Raw genomic sequence first — 23,121 nt, 5'->3', positions numbered from 1 at the left:
ACGCAATACAATATTATACCAGTTCCAAAAAAGAATGCAATTGTATGCCCGTACTCTAAACCCTGGTAGCCATCAGTCATTCCCAATCTAAAATCTAAAATCTAAAATCTAAAATGGTATTAGCCGTGCTCGAAAACATTGTTGTACTGCAATAAATCCAAACTCACAAAAACGGGCAAACACTGAAAACATTGCTGTGCAATTTCCCAGCGTTCTTCTCGCTGCAACATAGCAGTCAACTTTTGTTTAGCGCTCAGCAAATAGCGGACATCGTTAGCAGCGTAGCTGAGTTGCTCGTCTGAAAGATGCTCAGAATTTCCCCAGTCAGAACTTTGAGAAGTTTTGTTGAGTTCTACTTTTTCCAATTCTTGGATTAAATCTTTAAGTCCGTGTTTGTTGGTGTAAGTTCTCGCAAGTTTGCTCGCTATTTTTGTGCAGAAAACAGGTGCAATGTCAATACTTAAATTGTAACGCATGGTTGCCATATCGAAGCGCGCAAAGTGAAATACTTTTTCAATATTTTCGGCTTCCATTAGCTTTTTTAAATTCGGGGCGGCAGTCTGGCCTTTAGCAATCCGCACTGCTGCAACTTTACCTTGCGGATCGCACAACTGAACCAAACACAAGCGATCGCGCCACGGCATCAAACCCATTGTTTCCGTATCAACGGCGATCGCCGGCGCAGTCAAATAATAAGATAAGAGAGAATCGGAAATATCACCATCGCACACTTGAAAATCTGCAAATTCCATTATTAGTAATTTTTGACTGTTGACTGTTGACTGTTGACTGTTGACTACCCTCTTCTCTCTTCCCTCTTCCTTCTTCCCTCTTCCTTCTTCCTTCAAATTATCGACTGCGAACAAAAAGCTGAGTAAAATAATACTCGCCTTTGGCATTTTTGGCAATCCCAATACCTGTCACATTAAACTGACCTTCCATATTCTTGCGGTGGCCGTCACTTTTAATCCAACCCTCAACAGCATTGCGTACCGGGTCGCTGTAGCCAAAATTATAAGCAAGATTTTCAGCTACACTTTGATAAGGAATCGTAATTGCTTTCGCCCGCCCCTCAAATCCATCGTGACTGAAACTTACTTTACCGTTAGCCATATTTTCGCTGTGAATTCTGGCTATCTGACTGATTCGCGGATCGATAGTCAGCGGCGGCAACTTTTTAGATGCTCGGTATTGATTAATCTGTTGGTTAACCGCTTTTTCTAAGTTAGTAATAGCACTCGAAGCAACATTAGTATTCATGGGAGTTTGTGGCAGCGATCGCGTAGGAATGGAGGTGTCACACTGTGGCAGGATTGTCAACAATCCCAAGCACGTCAAAATCAAACCTTTCGACATGAAATCAAACCAGAAATAAAGTTAATTGTTACCGATTCCTACAGAGCGATCGCCCCACATTCCGCTAACCTAGATATTCAGAACCTTCGCTACAGTGTTCACGTCTTTATCGCCGCGTCCGGAACAGTTAAGCACAATGCGCGGATTGCCTGTTAGCTGGGGGCACAGAGTCTCTAAATAGGCGATCGCGTGAGCAGTTTCCAAAGCTGGAATAATCCCCTCCAACTGCGAAAGCCGCTGAAATGCTCCCAGTGCTTCTGCATCAGTTACGCTATAATATTCAGCCCTGCCGGCATCCTTCAAATAACTGTGTTCCGGCCCTACACCCGGATAATCCAAACCCGCACTAATCGAATGCGGCTCAATCACTTGACCTTCATTATCTTGCAGCAAATAACTCATCGCCCCGTGCAGAACTCCCACACTTCCCTTAGTCAAAGTAGCAGCGTGTTTGTCTGTATCCACACCTTCGCCGGCCGCTTCAATACCAATCAATCTGACAGTTTCTTCCCCGACAAACTCGTGAAAAAGACCCATTGCATTAGAACCGCCGCCGACGCAAGCTAATAAAATATCCGGCAAACCACCCCACTTTTCCTGACACTGAGCGCGGGTTTCTTCACCGATTACCGCATGGAAATCGCGCACCATCATCGGGTAAGGATGCGGGCCCGCCACGGAACCGAGAATGTAATGAGTTGTTTCGACATTTGTCACCCAGTCGCGAATCGCTTCCGAAGTCGCATCTTTCAGCGTTCCCGTACCCGCCGCCACCGGCCGCACTTCGGCTCCCATCAGCCGCATTCTAAACACATTTAAAGCCTGTCTTTCCATGTCGTGAACGCCCATGTAGACAACGCATTCTATACCGAAACGAGCGCAAACTGTGGCGGTAGCAACGCCGTGTTGACCGGCACCAGTTTCAGCAATTACCCGCTTTTTGCCCATGCGTTTTGCTAACAATGCTTGAGCTAAAGCGTTGTTGATTTTGTGAGCTCCGGTGTGGTTTAAATCTTCGCGTTTGAGGTAAATTTGCGGGCCAGTTCCGTCTGCTTTAGCGTAGTGTTCGGTGAGGCGTTCGGCAAAATACAAAGGGCTGGGGCGGCCGACATAATCTTTGAGCAATTGTTGGAGTTGCTGTTGAAATTCCGGTTCGCTGCGGTATTTGTGGAAAGCGGCTTCTAGTTCAAATAAAGCCGGCATCAGGGTTTCGGGGACGTATTTGCCGCCGAATTTGCCGAATCTGCCGAGGGAGTCGGGGCGTTGGGCGCTGGTTTCCGTGGTGAGATGCAGGGGGGTGACAGTCATTTGATTTTAGATTTTAGATTTTAGATTTTTTAGATTCGCGGGTAAGCTAGAGGCTTGGTGTCGATCGTACCAAATCGGTTGTGGACTGGAGGCGATCGAACAAATTTCATTATAATTCCTTGAACGCTTGACCGAAAGCATCCAGGATACAAGCCCCCGGATTCATCCGTCCAGAAATAAAAAACTTGTATCCGAGAAACTTGCCCCCCGAATCTATCCGTGGGGTCAATCCTTCAATTCTTTAATCTAAAATCTAAAATCTAAAATCTAAAATCTAAAATCGATTGACGGGCTAATACAATAAGTAGAAGATAGAGCGCGTTCCGAGCGATCGCAACCATACCCCAATCCGCTAAAACTAGAAATACCAGTAAAAAAAGTTCAAGCATCTTAACCTATGGCAGCATCCAAACGCAAAGATTCTGACAGCAAAACAACCGACGGCAAACGAATAGTTTACTCCGAGTTTGGGAATGTTGACAACTCCGCCGCCCTCCAACGGGGAGTTGCCGAAGTTCCCCCCAATCAACAAAACCTCAAAATCGAAGCATCCCGAAAAGGACGCGGCGGCAAAACAGTTACAGTCATCAGCGGCTTTCAGGAAAAACCCGAAACATTAGCAACTTTAGCCAAGCAGCTAAAAGCCCAATGCGGTACTGGCGGCACAGTCAAAGAAAATGAAATCGAAATTCAAGGCGAACACAAGCAAAAGCTGCTAGAAATTATCACCAAGTTAGGCTACAAAGCTAAAATTAGTGGAGGGTAAATTAGTCAATATTCCTCAGTTTATGGGCGGGACTGGTTTATGATATACTTAGTTTTAAACATAGATGGTTGGTAAAACCCGCCCCTACATCGTACAAATTATCTTGTCGCGAATCAACCAGAAATGCTATTACCAATTACCGCCAATTTTTAATGTACACTCGACCTTTAGCTCGTTTAATCGAACAATTGCAGCGCTTGCCCGGAGTCGGCCCAAAAACAGCCCAGCGGCTCGCTTTACATATTTTGAAGCGACCGGAAGAAGAAGTGCAAGCCCTAGCTAAATCTTTGATTGATGCCAAACAGCAAGTAGGTTTCTGTCAAGTATGCTTTCACTTATCTGCTGACCCTGTTTGCGAAATTTGCCGCAATACCAACCGCGACACTCATACCATTTGTGTAGTGTCAGAATCCCGCGATGTAATCGCTTTAGAAAAAACGCGGGAATACATGGGTAAATATCACGTTGTTGGCGGTGTTATTTCGCCGATGGATGGAATTGGGCCAGAACAATTGAACATTCAACCGTTAGTGCGGCGCGTCACCCAGCAAAAGATTAAGGAAGTAATTATTGCTATTAGTCCCAGCGTGGAAGGCGAAACTACTACTCTTTATATCGGTCACTTATTAAAACCTTTTACGCTGGTGACGCGCATAGCTTTTGGTTTGCCGATGGGGGGAGATTTGGAATATGCCGATGAAGTTACATTGGCTCGCGCTTTGGAAGGAAGGAGGGAGTTGGATTAGTTAGAAGTTGTCCCGCATCTCAATTGTGTTTTCTGGCGGGCGGGACGCCCAACCCCTACTTTCCACAAGAACTCGATCGAGCTTAATCGCTCTTTTTTTACTCAAAGGGAGGAGTTTTCTAATCTAGCAATTAGTTCTTCTATTGACAAATCCGGCAGTTGTGACAGCAATAGCGATAAATTTTCTGGAGACAATCCGAGCAAATTTGGGATAAGATTGACGGTGTTTAATTCTAATTGACCAAAGCGCTTTCTCAAGACATTTTCGGCGATCAAAGTTTGTACTTGTTGTCTATCTGCTTGGGCGATTGGCAATGTGGATAATTGCACTAACAACATAGTGAATTCACCAACAGGTAAAGCCGATACAGAGGAAAAAAAGGCAATTGTCTGAGCGTCTAATTCCCCAAATCTGACTTGCAGAAAGTTCTGCAAAATCAACCGCTGTGCTTCTTCTCTTCCTTCTTCTCTTCCTTGTTGTGTTGCCTCATCTATTTTTTGTTGTAACAGAGGTACGAGCGCCATAACTAACTCCTTATCTTCCTGATTTCCTGGGGTACTAGCTGCTAAATTTACTTGCAGATTCGCTTGCAGGTTGTACAATAATTCTAGCGTACTAGCTCGTAAGGGACTATCAACAGGCAATCTTGTTAATTCCGCGATCGCCCCTTGCTGTACTTTACCCTTACCTAAAATCCGCAACCACATCGTTTCTGGAACATTCGGTAGCTGGTGAATAGCTATCAATCCTACTCGCCAAACTTCCGATAGAAAATAAACCCCCCTCCCCCAACCTTCTGACTCTTGTGGAAGCATAAAATTAAAGCTGCTTAACAAAGCCTCCGAAGCAGTGGGAGTCAATCTATTTTCGATTTTCGATTTTCGATTTTCGATTTTCGATTTTCGATTTTCGATTTTAAAAGTGTGTTGAAGTCGCTTGAAACCCGACCTCAATTTCTCGGACTTTAGCACAGAGATATTTACTGGTTTTGACTTATCCAAGATGCGACCGCAATTATTTTAGGTATTTTTTAGCAAATATGTCTGGAGGAATTGAGTCATTATTTAAAATCGCTATTTTGCTATTAAAACAAGATTTATATATCTCATTAGTTGACGATATTGGTGTTTTAATAATCCTTTATTATAACGCAGACAATTCCTGCGAAGTGGGGGTTTTGGTCTTCTGTTGTTTGAGTTGGGGTGACTTATTTAACCCAGATTTAGGATAAAATCTCAAATCGCCAATTGAGCGACTCTCCCCTGTCACTGCCGCGAAAGGGTAAACTGGACAAAGTTACCGAGAGTACAAAATCATGGCTAAATTCGATCGACCTTTAAGCTACCCCACAACCCGCAAAATCGACCAAACAGACGACTACCACGGCGTCAAAGTATCAGACCCCTACAGGTGGCTGGAAAATCCCGACTCTGAGGAAACTCAAGCTTGGGTGGAAGCCCAAAATGCAGTTACTTTTGCCTACCTCAACGAAATTCCGGCGCGGGAAAAAATCAAACAGCGCCTGACTCAACTTTGGGATTACGAGAAATACGGCATACCTTTCAAAGAAGGCGATCGCTATTTCTACTACAAGAATGACGGTCTACAAAATCAATCCGTACTCTACACGTTAACATCCCTCGACGGCGAACCCAAAGTATTAATTGACCCCAACACTCTCTCAGAAGACGGAACCGTTGCTTTGGGCGGTATAGCTATCAGCGAAGACGGCAAACTTATGGCCTACGGTTTGTCAACTTCCGGTTCCGACTGGCAGGAATGGAAAGTCCGCGATGTGGCAACAGGCGAAGATTTATCAGACCATTTAAAGTGGATTAAATTTTCAGGAGCATCCTGGACTCACGACGGCAAAGGCTTTTTTTACAGCCGCTACGACGAACCCAACGAAAAAAGCAAGCACGAAGACGTTAATTATTACCAAAAACTGTTTTACCACCAACTCGGTACGCCCCAATCTGAAGACCTATTAATCTACGAGCGACCCGACCAGAAAGAGTGGGGATTTAGCGGCGGCGTCACCGAAGACGGGCGCTACTTAATTGTCTCTGTTTGGCAGGGAACGGAAACTAAAAACTTGATTTTTTACAAGGATTTAACTGCACCGGAATCAACCGTTGTAGAACTCATTAACGAATTTGAGGCTGAGTACAGTTTCATCGACAATGAGGGTTCTCTTTTCTGGTTTCAAACAGACTTGAATGCACCGCTGGGCCGCGTAATTGCGATCGACACCAACAACCTACATCTCTCATGCCTCGGTGGTGACGAAACCCCCCCGTCGCCCCCCCTTACCAAGGGGGGGATTCAGGGGGGGTTCACAGAAATTATCCCCGAAGCAGCAGAAACTCTCGAAGGCATTGGCATCCTGAACAATCAATTTGTCGCTTCTTACCTAAAAGACGCCTACACCCAGATTAAAATCTTCAACTTAGACGGCTCTTTCGTGCGAGAAGTTGCCTTGCCCGGAATCGGTTCGGCGGGAGGATTCAGCGGCAAGCGGCACGACACCGAAACCTTTTATGCTTACACCAGTTTCACTGCACCAACCACCATTTATCGGTACAATATGGTGACAGATGAAAGTACGATTTATCGACAACCAAAGGTCGATTTTAATCCCGACGATTACGAGACAAAACAAGTATTTTATCCGAGCAAAGACGGTACGCGAGTACCCATGTTTATCACGCACAAGAAAGGCTTGCAGTTGGATGGCAACAACCCCACATACCTGTACGGTTACGGCGGTTTTGGCGTGTCGCTGACTCCGAGTTTTTCTGTTAGCAATGTCGTGTGGCTGGAGATGGGTGGAGTTTATGCGATCGCCTGTTTGCGGGGAGGCGGCGAGTACGGCGAATCCTGGCACCAAGCAGGCACAAAGTTGAATAAGCAAAACGTGTTTGATGACTTTATAGCTGGCGCTGAATGGTTGATAGAAAACAAGTACACCAAACCGGCAAAATTGGCGATCGCAGGTGGCAGCAACGGCGGTTTATTAGTGGGAGCTTGCATGACTCAGCGGCCGGAATTGTTCGGTGCAGCACTGCCGGCAGTCGGCGTTATGGATATGCTGCGCTTCCACAAGTTTACCATTGGTTGGGCCTGGACTTCGGAATACGGTTCTCCCGATAATGCCGAGGAATTTCCTACAATTCACGGCTATTCTCCCCTGCACAACCTCAAACCGGGAACGGCTTATCCGGCGACAATGATTACAACTGCCGATCACGACGATCGAGTAGTTCCGGCCCACAGTTTCAAGTTTGCTTCTACCTTGCAAGAAACCCACGCGGGAGAAAAACCCGTGTTAATTCGCATTGAAACTAAAGCGGGACACGGTGCGGGCAAACCCACTGCGAAAATCATTGAAGAATTGGCAGATGAATGGGCTTTTTTAGTGCGGGAACTCGATATTGACGCTTAGCAAGCCGCATTAGGGCGTGCGATCGACGCAGTTTGATGATTTAGATAGAAAGTGGGTGTAAAGGGCGATCGTTCTTTTAGAATTCAAGGGCGATCGTTCTTTTTTGTCACCGCAATCCTGGATATTAACATATATAATTTATCAAGTTTCTTTGTTAACTTTTGTAGCCTTGAGTTGCTATTATTACATGGCTGTGAGTTTACTGCACGCCAAATTAGTATAAGTATAAATCTCTAGAAATACCGTACTCTCAACTTTTAAGAGCGATCGCAGCTCAAAGTCAAAATCTGCCAATTTTTAGGAAATTAATATTTTCAGTATATTTACGGTTCAAGCTGTCTGAGCCAGCCTCAATATCACCAGACTCAGAACAGCAGTATGAGGGGTTAGACCCCTTATGCTGATAAATCCGTAAGTAATTTACCATATAACTAACCTTAGACCTGATATCATTTTCCCCAAAAATAGAGCATCTTCGCTAATATAAAGGCTGTTACCCCTTATTCATGTTATAATTTGCAGCCATCGGCCGCATCAGGACATCCAAGGGCGATCGCAGTAATTCCTGTCTAATGATTGACAAACATCACAAATAACAAATATAGGTAACTATTATGTCTCACAAACAAATAATTTTCCAAGCTTTATATTTGAAAGTTTATCGTCATCTATGAAAATGGGTAGCTTAGATTTAGCAACCCAATTAACCAAAAATGAAAACCATCCCAAATCTGTCAAATTTGTCATCTACACAAGCACGGAAATATACCAATATGGAAACTAAAATCTTGAGACAAGCTAGCCATAAAGCAGAGACCGCTGTCCGAATAAATCTAGCGATTGTGGATTCAAAAGTAGAAAACTACCAAGAGTTTCTCAGGGGAGTGAAACGCGATACAGAAGTAATCCTGCTCGATAGAACCCGGGATGGAATCGAGCAAATCACCGAAATTCTGGGTCAGCGCAACAGCATCACCAGTCTGCACATAGTTTCTCACGGCCGAGAAGCAGCCGTAGAAATCGGCCGGGCAGAACTTAATATTGATAATCTAGAAACCTACAGCAACCAATTGCAGCAGTGGGGAAAAGCCCTTAGCGAATCTGGCAGCATTCTGCTTTACGGCTGTAACGTAGCCGCCGGCGAATCCGGCATTAAATTCATACAAAAACTCAGTGAAATAACAGGAGCAAATATTGCCGCTTCCAACAACCTAACAGGGAGTGCAGCATTAGGTGGCGACTGGGAATTAAAAATTACCACAGGACAAATAAATACCGAAATAGCCTTTGAAAAAGAAGTCCTAGAAGGCTACACATCAGTCCTGGCTACCTTAGCGGCTGAAGAATTTAAAAATTCAACAGTAATCGGGCCTTGGATATATGGAGTTGGCAACACCCTTACAACTAACCCAGGCTTAACCGCAGGTAGTACACAAAACCTCAGCGGCGTTATTCCCGCTTTAGGGACTGGCGATACACCCGGAACAGGTACTTTGAGATTAACATCAAATGAATTTAACCAAGCAGCTTTTGTAATCTACAACAACCCCATCTCTGCCACTGAGGGTCTGAAAATTACCTTTGATTTCTTTGCCTATAACAGAGGTACTGTCCCTGCTCCGGATGGTTCCCTCCTTGGCGCCGATGGCATTAGTTTTTTCCTCATTGACGGAACAGCTACGCCAACAAAAGCCGGAGGCTTCGGCGGATCTCTCGGCTATGCTCAAAATACTAATACTCCCGCTTCAAGTGGTATTTCAGGAGGTTATTTAGGTGTCGGATTAGACGAGTTTGGCAATTATTCAAACAATAATGCAGGGCGTGTAGGCGGGCCGGGGCAGCGACCGGATTCAATAGGACTTAGAGGCAGCGAAAGCACCTCTTATAATTTTTTAAGTACCACTTCCGTTGCCATTGGCATAGATAATAAAGATACCACCATTCGCGCTGCTGCTAAAAGAACCGTCCAAATTACCTTATTTCCGACGAATTCAGCAACACCTAACCGTCTTACAGTGGGCTTCGACTTCAACGGCAATGGCATCTTTGAGGCGAACGAAACACCGATCACCATATCAAATTTGGCCACCCTAAACGGAGGAGAAGTACCACGTACTTTTAAATTTGGCTTTGCTGCTTCGACAGGGGGAAATACAAACATTCACGAAGTTAACAATGTCATCGTCGAAAGTATAGATCCGCCTACACTTGTAGCCGACGTTTCCATTGTTAAAAAAGGCCCGCTCTATGCCATACCCAATAGCACCATTACCTATACGATTACCTCCACAAATAACGGGCCAAACAGCGCCGAAAGCGTCCTGATTCAAGATCCGCTCCCAGAGGGCTTAACTTTCGTCAGCACTGACAACAACGGTACTTTCAATCCCACAACGAGGACGGTCATCTGGCCGGCGATTCCGACTCTGGCTAACGGTGCTAGCGAAATCCGCACCATCACCGCCACAGTTTCCCCAACAGTCACAGCTCCCTTAACTAACACTGCCTATAGTACATCCAGCACTTTCGACCCAGATCTAGGTAACAACAATAGTTCCCAACCCATCTCTCAAGTCTCAACTACAATTGTTGCTGCTCTTGCCGACCTAGTTACCACCAAAACCGGGACTACGGCAGCAGCACCAGGTGAAAGAGTTACTTACACAATTTCGACAGTCAACAACGGCCCGAGCACAGCCGAAAACGTCACCATTACCGACACCATCCTTCCGAATTTAACAGGAGTCATCCCCTCCAACGGCGGTGTCTACGATCCGGCTACAGGTATAGTCACCTTCGCCGCAGGCAGCGTCACCAACACAGCCACCGTCACCAACACAGTCAGCTTCATCGCACCTGCATCCGGCAGCGTCAGCAACACCGCCCGAAGTACCTCAACTACGACTGACCCCACTCCCGCCAACAACCAAGCTACATTCACCACACCTCTGACACCTAGTGCCGACCTAGTTACCACCAAAAGCGGGACTGTGGCAGCAGCACCAGGTGAAAGAGTTACTTACACAATTTCGACAGTCAACAACGGCCCAAGCACAGCCGAAAACGTCACCATTACCGACACCATCCTTCCGAATTTAACAGGAGTCATCCCCTCCAACGGCGGTGTCTACGATCCGGCTACAGGTATAGTCACCTTCGCCGCAGGCAGCGTCACCAACACAGCCACCGTCACCAACACAGTCAGCTTCATCGCACCTGCATCCGGCAGCGTCAGCAACACCGCCCGAAGTACCTCAACTACGACTGACCCCACTCCCGCCAACAACCAAGCTACATTCACCACACCTCTGACACCTAGTGCCGACCTAGTTACCACCAAAAGCGGGACTGCGGCAGCAGCACCAGGTGAAAGAGTTACTTACACAATTTCGACAGTCAACAACGGCCCAAGCACAGCCGAAAACGTCACCATTACCGACACCATCCTTCCGAATTTAACAGGAGTCATCCCCTCCAACGGCGGTGTCTACGATCCGGCTACAGGTATAGTCACCTTCGCCGCAGGCAGCGTCACCAACACAGCCACCGTCACCAACACAGTCAGCTTCATCGCACCTGCATCCGGCAGCGTCAGCAACACCGCCCGAAGTACCTCAACTACGACTGACCCCACTCCCGCCAACAACCAAGCTACATTCACCACACCTCTGACACCGACTCCCACAACACCAACTCCCACACCGACTCCCACAACACCAACTCCCACACCGACTCCGACAACACCAACTCCCACACCGACTCCGACAACACCAACTCCCACACCGACTCCGACAACTCCAACTCCCACACCGACTCCGACAACTCCAACTCCCACACCGACTCCGACAACTCCAACTCCCACACCGACTCCGACAACTCCAACTCCCACACCGACTCCGACAACTCCAACTCCCACACCGACTCCGACAACTCCAACTCCCACACCGACTCCGACAACTCCAACTCCCACACCGACTCCGACAACTCCAACAGACAACCAACCGCCATTAGCCAACAATGCCAACTCCAGCCTCGGCCCCAACAGCAGCCAGTTAGTCACAGGATTGGGAGGCAGCGACCCCGACGGGTCGATCGCCTCTTACACCATCAACACCCTGCCCTCACCAGACCAAGCCGTCCTGTTTTTAGGAGATCCAGCCAACGGCGGCGTACCGGTGACACCAGGCCAAGTCCTGACTCCAGCACAGTTGCAGCAACTATTTTTCCAAACAACTGGCAACTTTACAGGAGCCAATTTCACCTACAGCGCCACAGACAACAGCGGCGCCTCCAGTCCCGCTGTCGCTACTGTCGCGGCCATACTTCCAACAGACAACCAACCGCCAGTTGCCAACAATGCCAACTCCAGCCTCGGACCCAACAGCAGCCAGTTAGTCACAGGATTGGGAGGCAGCGACCCCGACGGGTCGATCGCCTCTTACACCATCAACACCCTGCCCTCACCAGACCAAGCCGTCCTGTTTTTAGGAGATCCAGCCAACGGCGGCGTACCGGTGACACCAGGTCAAGTCCTGACTCCAGCACAGTTGCAGCAACTATTTTTCCAAACGACGGGCAACTTTACAGGAGCCAATTTCACCTACAGCGCCACAGACAACAGCGGCGCCTCCAGTCCCGCTGTCGCTACTGTCGCGGCTATCTTGCGGCCGGGTGCGCCAACTCCCACACCAACTCCAACAGACAACCAACCGCCAGTTGCCAACAATGCCAACTCCAGCCTCGGACCCAACAGCAGCCAGTTAGTCACAGGATTGGGAGGCAGCGACCCCGACGGGTCGATCGCCTCTTACACCATCAACACCCTGCCCTCACCAGACCAAGCCGTCCTGTTTTTAGGAGATCCAGCCAACGGCGGCGTACCGGTGACACCAGGCCAAGTCCTGACTCCAGCACAGTTGCAGCAACTATTTTTCCAAACAACTGGCAACTTTACAGGAGCCAATTTCACCTACAGCGCCACAGACAACAGCGGCGCCTCCAGTCCCGCTGTCGCTACTGTCGCGGCCATACTTCCAACAGACAACCAACCGCCAGTTGCCAACAATGCCAACTCCAGCCTCGGACCCAACAGCAGCCAGTTAGTCACAGGATTGGGAGGCAGCGACCCCGACGGGTCGATCGCCTCTTACACCATCAACACCCTGCCCTCACCAGACCAAGCCGTCCTGTTTTTAGGAGATCCAGCCAACGGCGGCGTACCGGTGACACCAGGTCAAGTCCTGACTCCAGCACAGTTGCAGCAACTATTTTTCCAAACAACTGGCAGCTTTACAGGAGCCAATTTCACCTACAGCGCCACAGACAACAGCGGCGCCTCCAGTCCCGCTGTCGCTACTGTCGCGGCTATCTTGCGGCCGGGTGCGCCAACTCCCACACCAACTCCAACTGACAACCAACCGCCATTAGCCAACAATTCCAACTCCAGCCTCGGACCCAACAGCAGCAGGTTAGTCACAGGATTGGGAGGTCGCGACCCCGACGGGTCGATCGCCTCTTACACCATCAACACCCTGCCCTCACCAGACCAAGCCGTCCTGTTTTTAGGAGATCCAGCCAACGGCGGCGTACCGGTGACACCAGGTCAAGTCCTGACTCCAGCACAGTTGCAGCAACTATTTTTCCAAACAACTGGCAGCTTTACAGGAGCCAATTTCACCTACAGCGCCACAGACAACAGCGGCGCTATCAGTCCACCCGCTACCGCTACAGTGGCTGGACTGATAGCGCCCACACCTCTAACTCCAACTGACAACCAACCGCCAGTTGCCAACAATTCCAACTCCAGCCTCGGGCCCAACAGCAGCAGGTTAGTCACAGGATTGGGAGGCCGCGACCCCGACGGGTCGATCGCCTCTTACACCATCAACACCCTGCCGCCAGCGGCCCAAGGAGTCCTGTTTTTAGGAGATCCAGCCAACGGTGGTGTACCGGTGACACCAGGTCAAGTCCTGACACCGGAACAGCTAGGACAACTATTTTTCCAATCCACCGGCGACTTTACCGGAGCAACTTTCAGCTACAGCGCCACAGATAGCAACGGCGCTACCAGTCCCCTGGCTACCGCTACTCTCGGTTCCACAGGAGCAACTCCCACACCAAATCCCCTAAACTTACCGCCAGTAACCAACAATGCTAATTTCACGGTAGACCCCAATAGCAGCGCGCGGGTGCCGGGATTGGGAGGAAGTGACCCCGATGGGTCGATCGCCTCTTACACCATCAACACCCTACCGCCAGCGGCCCAAGGAATCCTGTTTTTAGGAGATCCAGCCAACGGCGGAGTAGCCGTGACACCAGGTCAAGTTTTGACACCGGAACAAATAGGACAACTATTTTTCCAATCCACCGGCGACTTTACCGGTGCCAATTTCAGCTACAGCGCCACAGATAACAGCGGCGCTACCAGCCCCGCCACTGCTACAGTTGCCGCTATCTCCCCGACTTCCAACCAACCGCCATCGATTAACAATGTTAACTTCACGGTTCCGACTGACGGCATCGTGCAGGTGTTGGGATTGGGAGGAAGTGACCCCGATGGGTCGATCGTCTCTTACACCATCACCAGAGTCCCCCCAGCCAACCAAGGAGTCCTGTTCTTATCAGATTCAGTCAACGGCGACATACCCGTGACAGCCGGTCAAGTTTTGACTCCGGCACAAATAGGACAACTATTTTTCGTAGCCACAGTTGACTTTAACGGAGCAACTTTCAGCTACACCGCCACCGACAACCTCGGCAAAGTCAGCCCCGCTAGCGCTACTGTTGCTGCTATCTTGAGGCCAGTTGGAACTGTTCCCCCACTCATACCTACACCCACACCAACACCCGCGCCCGGTATCTCAAATCCGATCGGGGAAGCAGATACCGACTGTCAATGTTCGCCCATTATTGAAAAACCGGGAATTAACTTTGCGCCCCCGCAGCAACCGCCCGCAGTTGGATTTGTCCGGCCTATTTCACAATTTTCAGAGGGACAAACCACCAAAGGAAGCGACGGCGATGACTTCATCGCAGACACCAAAGGCAACCAAAAAATCGTCGGTTTTAAAGGCAACGACCTGCTTTTAGGTGAAGACGGCGCGGACGAAATTTACGGCAACGAAGGCAATGACAGGATTTTTGGGGGCACTGGCACCGATATTGTTTACGGAGACGAGGGCAACGATATCGTATTTGCAGGCAAACAGAACGACTGGATTGCCGGCGACTTAGGCTCCGACACCCTGTTTGGAGATCGAGGTGCGGATACGATTCTCGGAGACACCGGGCAGAACAACTCCCAGAGTCCTGACGATGCTCGCGATTTGATTTTCGGAGGCGAGGGTGCAGACCTAATTAACGGCAACGAGGGCGAGGATACCATCCATAGCGGCAAAGGTGACGATATTGCCCTTGGAGGTAAAGAAAATGACCTGATTTGGGGCGAACTCGGCTCCGATACCTTGTTTGGTGGCATCGGCTCCGACAGCTTGTTTGGGGGCATCCGCGACCAAAGGGCCAGCGACTCCCAGGGACGCGACTTGCTGTACGGAGGCTTCGGTAACGACTTCCTCCACGGTCAACAAGACAACGATACGCTGGTTGCAGGCAAAGATAACGATCGCGCTTACGGAGGTAAAGGCAATGACATCATCTACGGTCAATTAGGCTCCGATACCCTCTACGGCGGCGAAGGAGCCGATACTCTGCTCGGCGACAGTGGCAGTTCCCAGTCAATCGGGGATCTCGGCGAACAAGACTTAATCTTTGGGGACAGCGGCAACGACATCATCGGCGGCGGCCACGGTAATGATACCGTGCAAGCAGGTAAAGGCAATGATTGTGTTTGGGGTGGCAAAAATAATGACCTGATTTGGGGCGAGATCGGCTCTGATACCCTTGTCGGCGACAGCGGCGACGACACCATGTACGGCGGTGCTCGAAGTCGAGTTCAAGATGTTGGCGGCCGGGACTTGCTCTTTGGTGGCATCGGTGCTGATGTGCTGTTCGGCGATGAGGGTGACGATACCATCAGTGGCGGTCAAGACAACGACTTGATTTACGGCGGCAAAGCTAACGACCTCATACACGGAGATCTGGGCGACGACTTGATTTACGGCGGTGACGGCAGCGATGAACTCTGCGGTGACGAGGGCAACGATACCATCTATGGCGATCGTGCTGATAACCGGGGTGTCTCGGTGGGGGCAAACGACCAGCAAGACTGCATCAACGGCGGTGACGGCAATGACTTGCTCTACGGCAATGAAGGCCAAGATACTATCAACGGAGATGCTGGCAGCGATACTCTGATTGGTGGTAAAGATAACGACCTGCTCAATGGGGGCGCTGGAGATGACTGGCTGTTTGGCGGCTTGGGCGAGGATACTTTAATTGGAGGTATTGGGAGCGATCGATTTGTGTTGAATGGTCAGGGCGGCACCGATACTGTCATTAACTTCGAGGTAGGCGTCGATAAGTTTGTTTTGAGCGACGGGCTGAGTTTCCAGCAGTTGCAATTTAGCGCCACTCCGAACGGTACGTTGCTGCTAGTAGCAGGAACCGATCGGGTTTTAGCGAATCTGGTTGGGGTTAAGGGGGCGATCGGCTCCTCGGATTTTCTACCAAATCTCTCTGAACTCTAGAATTGGGGGCGAAAGTCTCCTGTTCTGGCGAACAAAACGCCACAGCAGATCGGAACTTCTGTGGCGTTCCTCACAATACTCAATCCTGGTTAGAAACTTTGTTGCACTCGGCCTTTGACATAGCTCTGACAGTTGCCTTTTGTCCCTCTATAAAATGCTAAAAAATCAAGGTTTATTCAAGCATAATTTGGTATAATATCAAATCTGTTAGCATTGGAATTATTCATAAATCTCTTATCTTGATTGGCGTGAATTAGCGTCAATTACTTGTCCGGGGCGGTGAAGTAATTCTCTCTTTTTGACCGCAGATGAGGGCAGATGAACACAGATGAACGCAGATGAATCATATTAATTACTGTTGCATTTTTCGTGATTGTTGACTGTTTTTTACGCCCGACTATGCTACCGGATTTGATATGACTTTGTATGGGGTTTTTCAGTTGTTCCTAGGTACACAGGGGTTGGTAGCTCAAGTGTTTACTACCAACTAATTTTATTGTGTTGTGCGATCGGGCTTAAGAGCCAACTAAAATTCATCACTCATTCCCCATTCCCATGCCATTGATTCACAATAGAAGGAAAGAAGAGATACAGGGATAGCTATTTTTTCCTTTTTCTTGGCGAAGCCCCAATTCCCCACGCTCAATTCAAATACTTAGCTTAGGATAGCGAAATCTGCTTGCGTAAAAACAGGCGGCGCGGCTGGCCGAACAGCCAACCAGTCCAATTCCAATCCACCTGTTGCAAGCGATAGCCGGCCTGATAGTACAACTGTCGCGCCGCGTGATTATTTTCCAGAACGTGGAGGTAAATCTCAGAAAATCCCCATTCTCTGGCTGTCTCCTCGCAGTTGCTGAGCAATTGTTGAGCAACCCCTTGCCGCCGGTACTCCGGGTGAACGGCTAAATTCGACAAATAAGGATAGTCAGAATTAGGGATTTGCCAAGGAAAGCGAGAACGCAGAGCCATTTCTACTGTTCCTGTTATGCGCTGAGCTCGGTGCGATCGATAATTCTGCGTTCCCTCCTCGCGCGATACTAGCTCAGCAACCAGACAAATGTAATGTTCTGCCTTAGAACGCAGTCGATTTTTTAAATCTTCGTAAATGCCCAAACGCAACACTGGATACACCCATTCTACAAACCCCTCGCGGGAGTGAAAGCTCATGGCTAAAATATCAGCTAGCTGCGTCAAGTCGTTCGGCGTAGCCACCCGGAGCGAAAAACCAGAAAGTCCGGGAGTTTGTTGTTGGTGAGATGGTGAGGAAAAAAATGAAGGATTCACAATGCCAGGCCACTATATTATTTTTTTTTACGCGGGTTTCTAAGCTACGCTCTTAGAAAATTTATTGATGTTATACCGATCTTATAACGTAACTTATAGGCATAGTTTATTAGCCAGATTAAATTATATTTTTTTGTGCTTGACTTTAAGTAGTATTTGAGGTAAATGGAAACTTTTTAGGAGTTAATACTCTAGTTATGAAAAAATAAAACCCATCCCTAATACTAGATTTGTGGATCAGCTATTTTGCCTTTAAATTGAAGCTCGATCGCTGGCTAGGGGCCGGCGTCCAAGAGTTTAAGTAAACCGTAGCTTACAAATTAAATGCGCGACTGCTTAGCGGGCAAGGTATTAAAAACAATCACAAAGGTTTTAACGTCAGGTTCCCGGAATCCTACCGCTCTCTGCTTGCGGAAATACCCGATCGAATATAATTTATCAGTCAAGCGGTACTTGAAAAACTCAACGACCGATCGGATTAACACCGGGCGCGCTGGCGCGTCGGATGTTCCGCGCCGCCCCCCGGGCTGGCACCCCAGCTTTCAGTAGTTCTGGGTAATCCATCGCCCGTCCCCAATCTAACCGGGCTTACCTGTTGAGCTACTGGGTATTTTTCCCACCTCCAATTTAAATTTGGATGCTTGGAAACTGTCTGCAGGGGTTTTCCCCGTCGGTTCGATACTCTGCTGCGCGCGAGCGAGACCTTCAAAACCTCGATCGAGCTGATTGACCCTGCCCAAAAACCGATACAAGCCACCGACAGTCGTCGATAGATCAAAATTTTAGACCCTAGTTCAAGCTCCGCGATTCATCTGTGGAGTAAATCTAAAATCTAAAATCGACTGACCGGTTTCCACAGAGTACATCCCTAGCTAAGATTAACAGATGGATGCTCGAACTTGCGGTGTTTTGCCGCAGTAATTAGCTTGGGCGTTGGTCTGCAAGAGGCACAAAAAATGCCGAGATCGGCGAAAAAAGTGCAAGTCTAACTAAAATGGTACAGCAATTGCGTCACTCCCACAGACACCTCTGTGGTCTGTGGGCCACCCCCGAATATCCGTCAGGGGCTCGGCGCCGGATTGTGGTCGGTATCCTTGGCTGACTGTTAAAGTTGCTGTTACTTGTGGGAAAAAACACAGGCGAAGATGTTGGTTGTCTATTGTATCTTGCTGCGGGCAGCTTTCACATACCAAATAAAACAGTCCCAGGAGCCAGGAGCAAACATAAATTTGGCAAATCAACTCACAATCAGGACCGTTATTCCTATGTATTCTGAGATATCCAGACGGCAGTTAAAATGACCAGATTTGTGTTGGCTCTCCTGCTGCATAAAGGTAAGGGTGAAAGAAAATTATCGGGAGACGAGTTTATGTGAATATCATTAAATAATAAAATTGGGGTGCACGACAGATAACTGTGGCTCAGAAGAATTCCGAATTGAAAACCCAGACATCAAAAATCAAGGTTGATGCTTGCCTCGCACACTCACAACAACTTCATATCCACGAATTATTGTGATACCATTTTCCCAAAATAATGGCAATCTAGGCAAAACTCTAACCCTTATGTCATCAGTCATTCGCAATCGAAAATCGAAAATCGAAAATCGAAAATGGTATGACTTCAGCAATTTAAATCGGCGAATTCTTCCTTTGATCGGACTTATTAAATCGAACAGCCCCGGGGCACAGGAGAACGGTGCATGAATTCCCAAGAAAATCCTAAGCTAAAAATTCTGATCGTCGATGACGAACCGGATAACCTCGACTTGCTTTACCGCACCTTCCATCGAGACTACAAAGTGCTCAGAGCCGAATCAGGCCCCGCTGCTCTCGAAATTTTGGCAAAAGAGGGAGAAGTTGCGGTGATTATCTCCGACCAGCGAATGCCAAAAATGAGCGGTACGGAGTTTCTCAGCCTGACGGCGGCTCAGTACCCCGACGTGATCCGAATTATTTTAACTGGCTATACAGATGTTGAAGATTTAGTTGAAGCTATTAACGCTGGCAAAGTATTTAAATACGTTACCAAGCCTTGGGATGCTCAAGAGCTGATAAATCTTGTCAGTCAAGCTGTTGAGACTCACAATCTTCTGAAAACGCGCACCAATGAACTGCGCCGTGCTTTGAGCCAAGAATCGCTGCTTTATGCCGTTACAAATACTATCCGATCGGCTCCCAATTACCAGCAAATGCTGCAAAGAATTGTGGAAACAGTCGGGCAGATGTTTGAGGTGAGTTGCTGTCTGCTGCGGCCGTTCCAAGACGGCCGGGTGGCCGATGAGTGGTTCGTTTACCAGAAGGCAGAAACTAAAGGGTTGGGGGGCGATGAGGAAGCGATGCCAGGTGATGCTTCTGCTGCCGAACTCTCCCCGGATTTGCTGCGGGATTTGGTTTGGGAAACTCTGGATGTGGAGGTGATTCAAGATGCCCAAACTGACGATCGAGTTTTAAACTGGGATAATCAGCAACGACAGCAGGCTTACGAAGCTGCGAATATTCGATCGAGCTTGATCGTACCCCTGTTTTACAAAATCGAACTGATGGCAGTCTTGGCGCTGCACCAGTTCGATCGACCGCGCCAGTGGCAAGACCACGAGGTACAGTTGGTAATTACGGTGGCAGACCAAGCGGCTTTGGCGCTGTCTCAAGCCCGGGCTTACGAACGGGTGCGGGCGCTGGCGAAGCGCGAGGCCTTAGTCAATACTATTACTACGGCAATTCGATCGAGTCTCGATCCCCAAAATATTTTTGCAGCCATTACTCAACAACTCGGCCAAGCTTTGCAAGTTGACGGCTGCGCCCTATCTCTGTGGACTGAAGATGATGAATACGTCCAATGCGTGGGGCTATACGACACAGATAGGGATACCGTGGCTGTAGAACAGGGTTTTATGGACAATCCAGAGGTAGTTGCGAACCCTCTGGGCTACGAGACGGCTTCTGGTGATGATGCTGCTAACCCTCGCGGCTGGGTTTTTGCCCATCCTTCTTTGCCGCAGTCTTTGGTGCCGATTCGGGGCAATCCGCTGTTGCTGGAAGTTATGGTATCAAAAGAGCCGGTGGCGATCGAAGATCTGGAGGAACACCCGGAGTTAAATGTTACAGAACTGCAAGTTCGATCGCCAGCCCGCGCCCTGTTAGTCGTTCCCTTACTCTCGGAAGGCAAAATCATCGGCAGCATTTCCCTGCGCCAAAATCACAGCATCCGCCGCTGGAACCTCTCAGACATTGACCTGGCTCAAATAGTCGCAACTCAAGCGGCTCTGGCCGTGCAGCAGTCGCGCCTCTACCAGACTACCAGACAGCAGGCAGAACGGCTTCTGGAAGCCGATCGGCTCAAAACCGAATTTTTCCAAAATATCTCCCACGAGTTCCGCACGCCTCTAACTCTCACAATCGGCCCTCTGGAATCAGCTTGCAGGCGCCAAGAAGACTTGCCCTACGAACAAGCCGTAATCGCTTTGCGTAACTCCCGGCGCCTCCTGCGCTTGGTAAATCAACTGCTGGACTTGCAGCGGCTCGATGCCGGACGGATGCAGCCGAGTTTTCGCCCCTGCGATTTAGTCGGTTTCTGTTACTCTACCGCAGAGTCGTTCCGCGCCTACTGCGAGAAAAAAGGACTGCACTTAATTACCCAACTGCAAGAATGTCCTTTACTTTATTTGGATCTCGAAAGATTTGACAAAGTTATTTACAACCTGCTGTCAAATGCTGTCAAATTCACCCCAGAAGGCGGAACTATCACCCTGAAAGTTGAATCGGCCGGCGCTCACTGCTTGTTGCAAGTAAAAGACACTGGTATCGGCATTCGCACCGAACAAATTCCCTATTTATTCGAGCGGTTTCACCAAGCCGAAGGTTCAGCTAGCCGTTCCTACGAAGGCAGCGGCTTAGGTTTGGCACTTGTCAAAGAATTAGTCGAACTCCACGGCGGTCAAATTTCAGTTGAGTCAGTTTACGGCGAAGGTACGACTTTTACCGTTTGGCTGCACTTCGGTTCGACTCACTTGCCCCCGGAACAGGTACTAGAAATACCTGCGGAGTTTCACTCATCCAAAGCTGCGGTGGAACTGGCAGATGTGGAAGCGGAATTGTCGGAAAATGAGGCTGAAAATCATAACTTTGAGGCGCTCCAACCTGTCAGGTCGGAAACAGCAGTGGGAACGGTTTTGGTAGTTGACGACAATCCCGATTTGCGCTTTTACGTGTCGGCTATTCTGCGAGATGCCGGCTTTGCAGTTTTGCTCGCCCGCAACGGACAAGAAGGATTTGCCGTGGCTAAAAAACGTCGCCCTAATTTAATTATCACGGATTTGATGATGCCTTTGATTTCTGGCTTGGATTTGATTAAGATGATTCGAGAGGATGAGGAATTGCAGGGAACTCCGGCAATTTTGCTGACTGCTAAAGCCGACGAAGATACTCGAATAGAAGGAGTAGAACGGGGTGCGGATGCTTATTTGTCCAAGCCTTTTAACGATCGCGAATTGTTGGCGGAAGTGCGGAATTTGATCGCTCTCAAACAAAACGAGCGCCGAGTGCAGCAGTTGAACAGTTATTTAACTGAGTCGGTGCTGCGCCGATTTTTGCCGCCGTCGATGGTGAAGGCTGCCGCGGCTGGAGATTTGGCTCTAGATTTGCGCCCGGAACCGCGATTGATTACTATTTTGTTTAGCGATATTGTCGGTTTTACGGAAATGGCAAATACGCTGCGCTCGCGCCGGGTAGCTGAGCTGTTGAATGAATATTTGGCGGCAATGACTAAGGCTATTTTTGACAGCGGCGGTACGGTAGACAAGTTTGTTGGAGATGCGGTAATGGCTTTCTTTGGCGCGCCGGAGGAACTAACGCCTAACGAGCAAGTACGCCGCGCTGTGGCTGCTGCTGAGCAAATGCTGCGAGCTCTCAAGGAGCTTAACAAGGGCTGGTTGGAGCAGGGAATTGTTGGGGAAAATGGGGTGTCTCCGTTGCGGTTTCGCTGCGGGATTCACCAGGGTACTGCGGTGGTGGGGATGTTTGGCGGCCCTGACCGATCGGATTATACTGCGATCGGGCCGAGCGTGAATATTGCCGCCCGCTTGCAAGAGGTGACGGAACCAAACACGGTGCTAATTTCGGCGGCGGTGGCAGATTATGTTGAGGAAAATCGCATTGTTAAATATAAGCCTTTGAAATTAAAGGGAATTGATGAAACTGTATTGACTTTTTTACTAAATTGTGATTAGTCATTATAAGTATTATATGTTGATATCCCACGCACAATTTCGGGAACAACCTATTCGTAAATACAGCAGATTTCAACTGAGTGAATTACATTCACCCCACCCGCCCCAGGGCTGTTTTATATCGATTCCGGTGCAACCGGAATCGATATCAATTGTTTAATCTTTAATCTTTAATCTACAATCTACTAACCAAATTTCAAAATTCCCAATGGCGGCTGGGGAGTCAACTCTAAAATCTAAAATCTAAAATCTAAAATCTAAAATTGACTGACATTCCTTGCTTCCATCTATCAAAAGAGGGAAATTTTTTAACTGTTCGTCGGCGGATAACCTCTCTCTAGAGA

At 48.6% G+C, this 23,121-nt stretch carries 11 protein-coding genes; 6 read left to right on the top strand and 5 right to left on the bottom strand.

All coding sequences use genetic code 11. The annotated features are described in order from the left end of the window. Window positions 1-119 precede the first annotated feature (119 nt). From OSC7112_RS17165 to trpB, 3 genes are all read right to left on the bottom strand, one after another. A complete protein-coding gene (locus tag OSC7112_RS17165) occupies window positions 120-752 on the bottom strand; it encodes a ribonuclease D (RefSeq protein ID WP_041622585.1) in 633 nt (210 codons plus the stop codon). 97 nt (window positions 753-849) lie between these two features. Next, window positions 850-1,356, bottom strand: coding sequence for a CAP domain-containing protein (locus OSC7112_RS17160; protein ID WP_015177089.1), 507 nt, complete (start codon window positions 1,354-1,356; stop codon window positions 850-852). A 69-nt stretch (window positions 1,357-1,425) separates the two neighbouring features. Then, entirely contained in the window at window positions 1,426-2,664 is a 1,239-nt protein-coding gene (gene trpB, locus OSC7112_RS17155; protein ID WP_015177088.1) for a tryptophan synthase subunit beta, read from the bottom strand. A 397-nt stretch (window positions 2,665-3,061) separates the two neighbouring features. Between trpB and OSC7112_RS17150 the strand changes: the two genes are divergently transcribed. Beyond that, window positions 3,062-3,430: a translation initiation factor gene (locus tag OSC7112_RS17150; RefSeq protein WP_015177087.1), complete on the top strand. Its 369-nt coding sequence runs from the start codon at window positions 3,062-3,064 to the stop codon at window positions 3,428-3,430. A 152-nt stretch (window positions 3,431-3,582) separates the two neighbouring features. Further along, entirely contained in the window at window positions 3,583-4,176 is a 594-nt protein-coding gene (gene recR, locus OSC7112_RS17145) for a recombination mediator RecR (RefSeq protein WP_015177086.1), read from the top strand. 101 nt (window positions 4,177-4,277) lie between these two features. Here recR and OSC7112_RS17140 read toward each other — a convergent pair whose 3' ends face one another. Next, complete coding sequence (locus tag OSC7112_RS17140; RefSeq protein WP_150111553.1) at window positions 4,278-4,991, bottom strand: hypothetical protein; 714 nt, start codon at window positions 4,989-4,991, stop codon at window positions 4,278-4,280. A 224-nt stretch (window positions 4,992-5,215) separates the two neighbouring features. Between OSC7112_RS17140 and OSC7112_RS39845 the strand changes: the two genes are divergently transcribed. The 3 genes from OSC7112_RS39845 to OSC7112_RS37110 all read left to right on the top strand — a co-directional run bounded on the left by OSC7112_RS39845 (window position 5,216) and on the right by OSC7112_RS37110 (window position 16,266). Beyond that, a complete protein-coding gene (locus tag OSC7112_RS39845) occupies window positions 5,216-5,407 on the top strand; it encodes a hypothetical protein (RefSeq protein WP_015177084.1) in 192 nt (63 codons plus the stop codon). Between the two features lie 84 nt (window positions 5,408-5,491). Further along, window positions 5,492-7,621, top strand: a complete 2,130-nt coding sequence (locus tag OSC7112_RS17130; protein WP_015177083.1) for a prolyl oligopeptidase family serine peptidase — start codon at window positions 5,492-5,494, stop codon at window positions 7,619-7,621. A gap of 713 nt (window positions 7,622-8,334) precedes the next feature. Then, a complete protein-coding gene (locus OSC7112_RS37110) occupies window positions 8,335-16,266 on the top strand; it encodes a DUF4347 domain-containing protein (RefSeq protein ID WP_083888171.1) in 7,932 nt (2,643 codons plus the stop codon). Between the two features lie 660 nt (window positions 16,267-16,926). On the opposite strand, the gene OSC7112_RS17120 is transcribed toward OSC7112_RS37110, so the two are convergent. Next, window positions 16,927-17,550 (bottom strand): GNAT family N-acetyltransferase, encoded by a 624-nt coding sequence (locus tag OSC7112_RS17120; RefSeq protein ID WP_015177080.1) that lies wholly within the window; start codon window positions 17,548-17,550, stop codon window positions 16,927-16,929. Window positions 17,551-19,252: 1,702 nt separating this feature from the next. Between OSC7112_RS17120 and OSC7112_RS17110 the strand changes: the two genes are divergently transcribed. Then, the gene (locus OSC7112_RS17110; RefSeq protein WP_015177079.1) at window positions 19,253-22,777 is read left to right on the top strand and encodes a response regulator; all 3,525 of its coding nucleotides are present in this window, start codon (window positions 19,253-19,255) and stop codon (window positions 22,775-22,777) included. The last annotated feature ends 344 nt before the right edge of the window (window positions 22,778-23,121 follow it).

The organism is Oscillatoria nigro-viridis PCC 7112, from assembly GCF_000317475.1.
Taxonomy (GTDB): Bacteria; Cyanobacteriota; Cyanobacteriia; order Cyanobacteriales; family Microcoleaceae; genus Microcoleus; species Microcoleus nigroviridis.
This window is presented reverse-complemented; position numbering and strand designations above follow the sequence as displayed.

Excerpts from the sequence above, each read along its gene's own strand:
- OSC7112_RS17150 (WP_015177087.1), top strand. The coding sequence starts at position 3,062 with ATGGCAGCATCCAAACGCAAAGATTCTGACAGCAAAACAACCGACGGC.
- OSC7112_RS17165 (WP_041622585.1), bottom strand. The coding sequence starts at position 752 with ATGGAATTTGCAGATTTTCAAGTGTGCGATGGTGATATTTCCGATTCT.
- OSC7112_RS37110 (WP_083888171.1), top strand. The coding sequence starts at position 8,335 with ATGAAAACCATCCCAAATCTGTCAAATTTGTCATCTACACAAGCACGG.
- OSC7112_RS17160 (WP_015177089.1), bottom strand. The coding sequence starts at position 1,356 with ATGTCGAAAGGTTTGATTTTGACGTGCTTGGGATTGTTGACAATCCTG.
- OSC7112_RS17110 (WP_015177079.1), top strand. The coding sequence starts at position 19,253 with ATGAATTCCCAAGAAAATCCTAAGCTAAAAATTCTGATCGTCGATGAC.
- OSC7112_RS39845 (WP_015177084.1), top strand. The coding sequence starts at position 5,216 with ATGTCTGGAGGAATTGAGTCATTATTTAAAATCGCTATTTTGCTATTA.
- recR (WP_015177086.1), top strand. The coding sequence starts at position 3,583 with ATGTACACTCGACCTTTAGCTCGTTTAATCGAACAATTGCAGCGCTTG.
- trpB (WP_015177088.1), bottom strand. The coding sequence starts at position 2,664 with ATGACTGTCACCCCCCTGCATCTCACCACGGAAACCAGCGCCCAACGC.
- OSC7112_RS17140 (WP_150111553.1), bottom strand. The coding sequence starts at position 4,991 with ATGCTTCCACAAGAGTCAGAAGGTTGGGGGAGGGGGGTTTATTTTCTA.
- OSC7112_RS17130 (WP_015177083.1), top strand. The coding sequence starts at position 5,492 with ATGGCTAAATTCGATCGACCTTTAAGCTACCCCACAACCCGCAAAATC.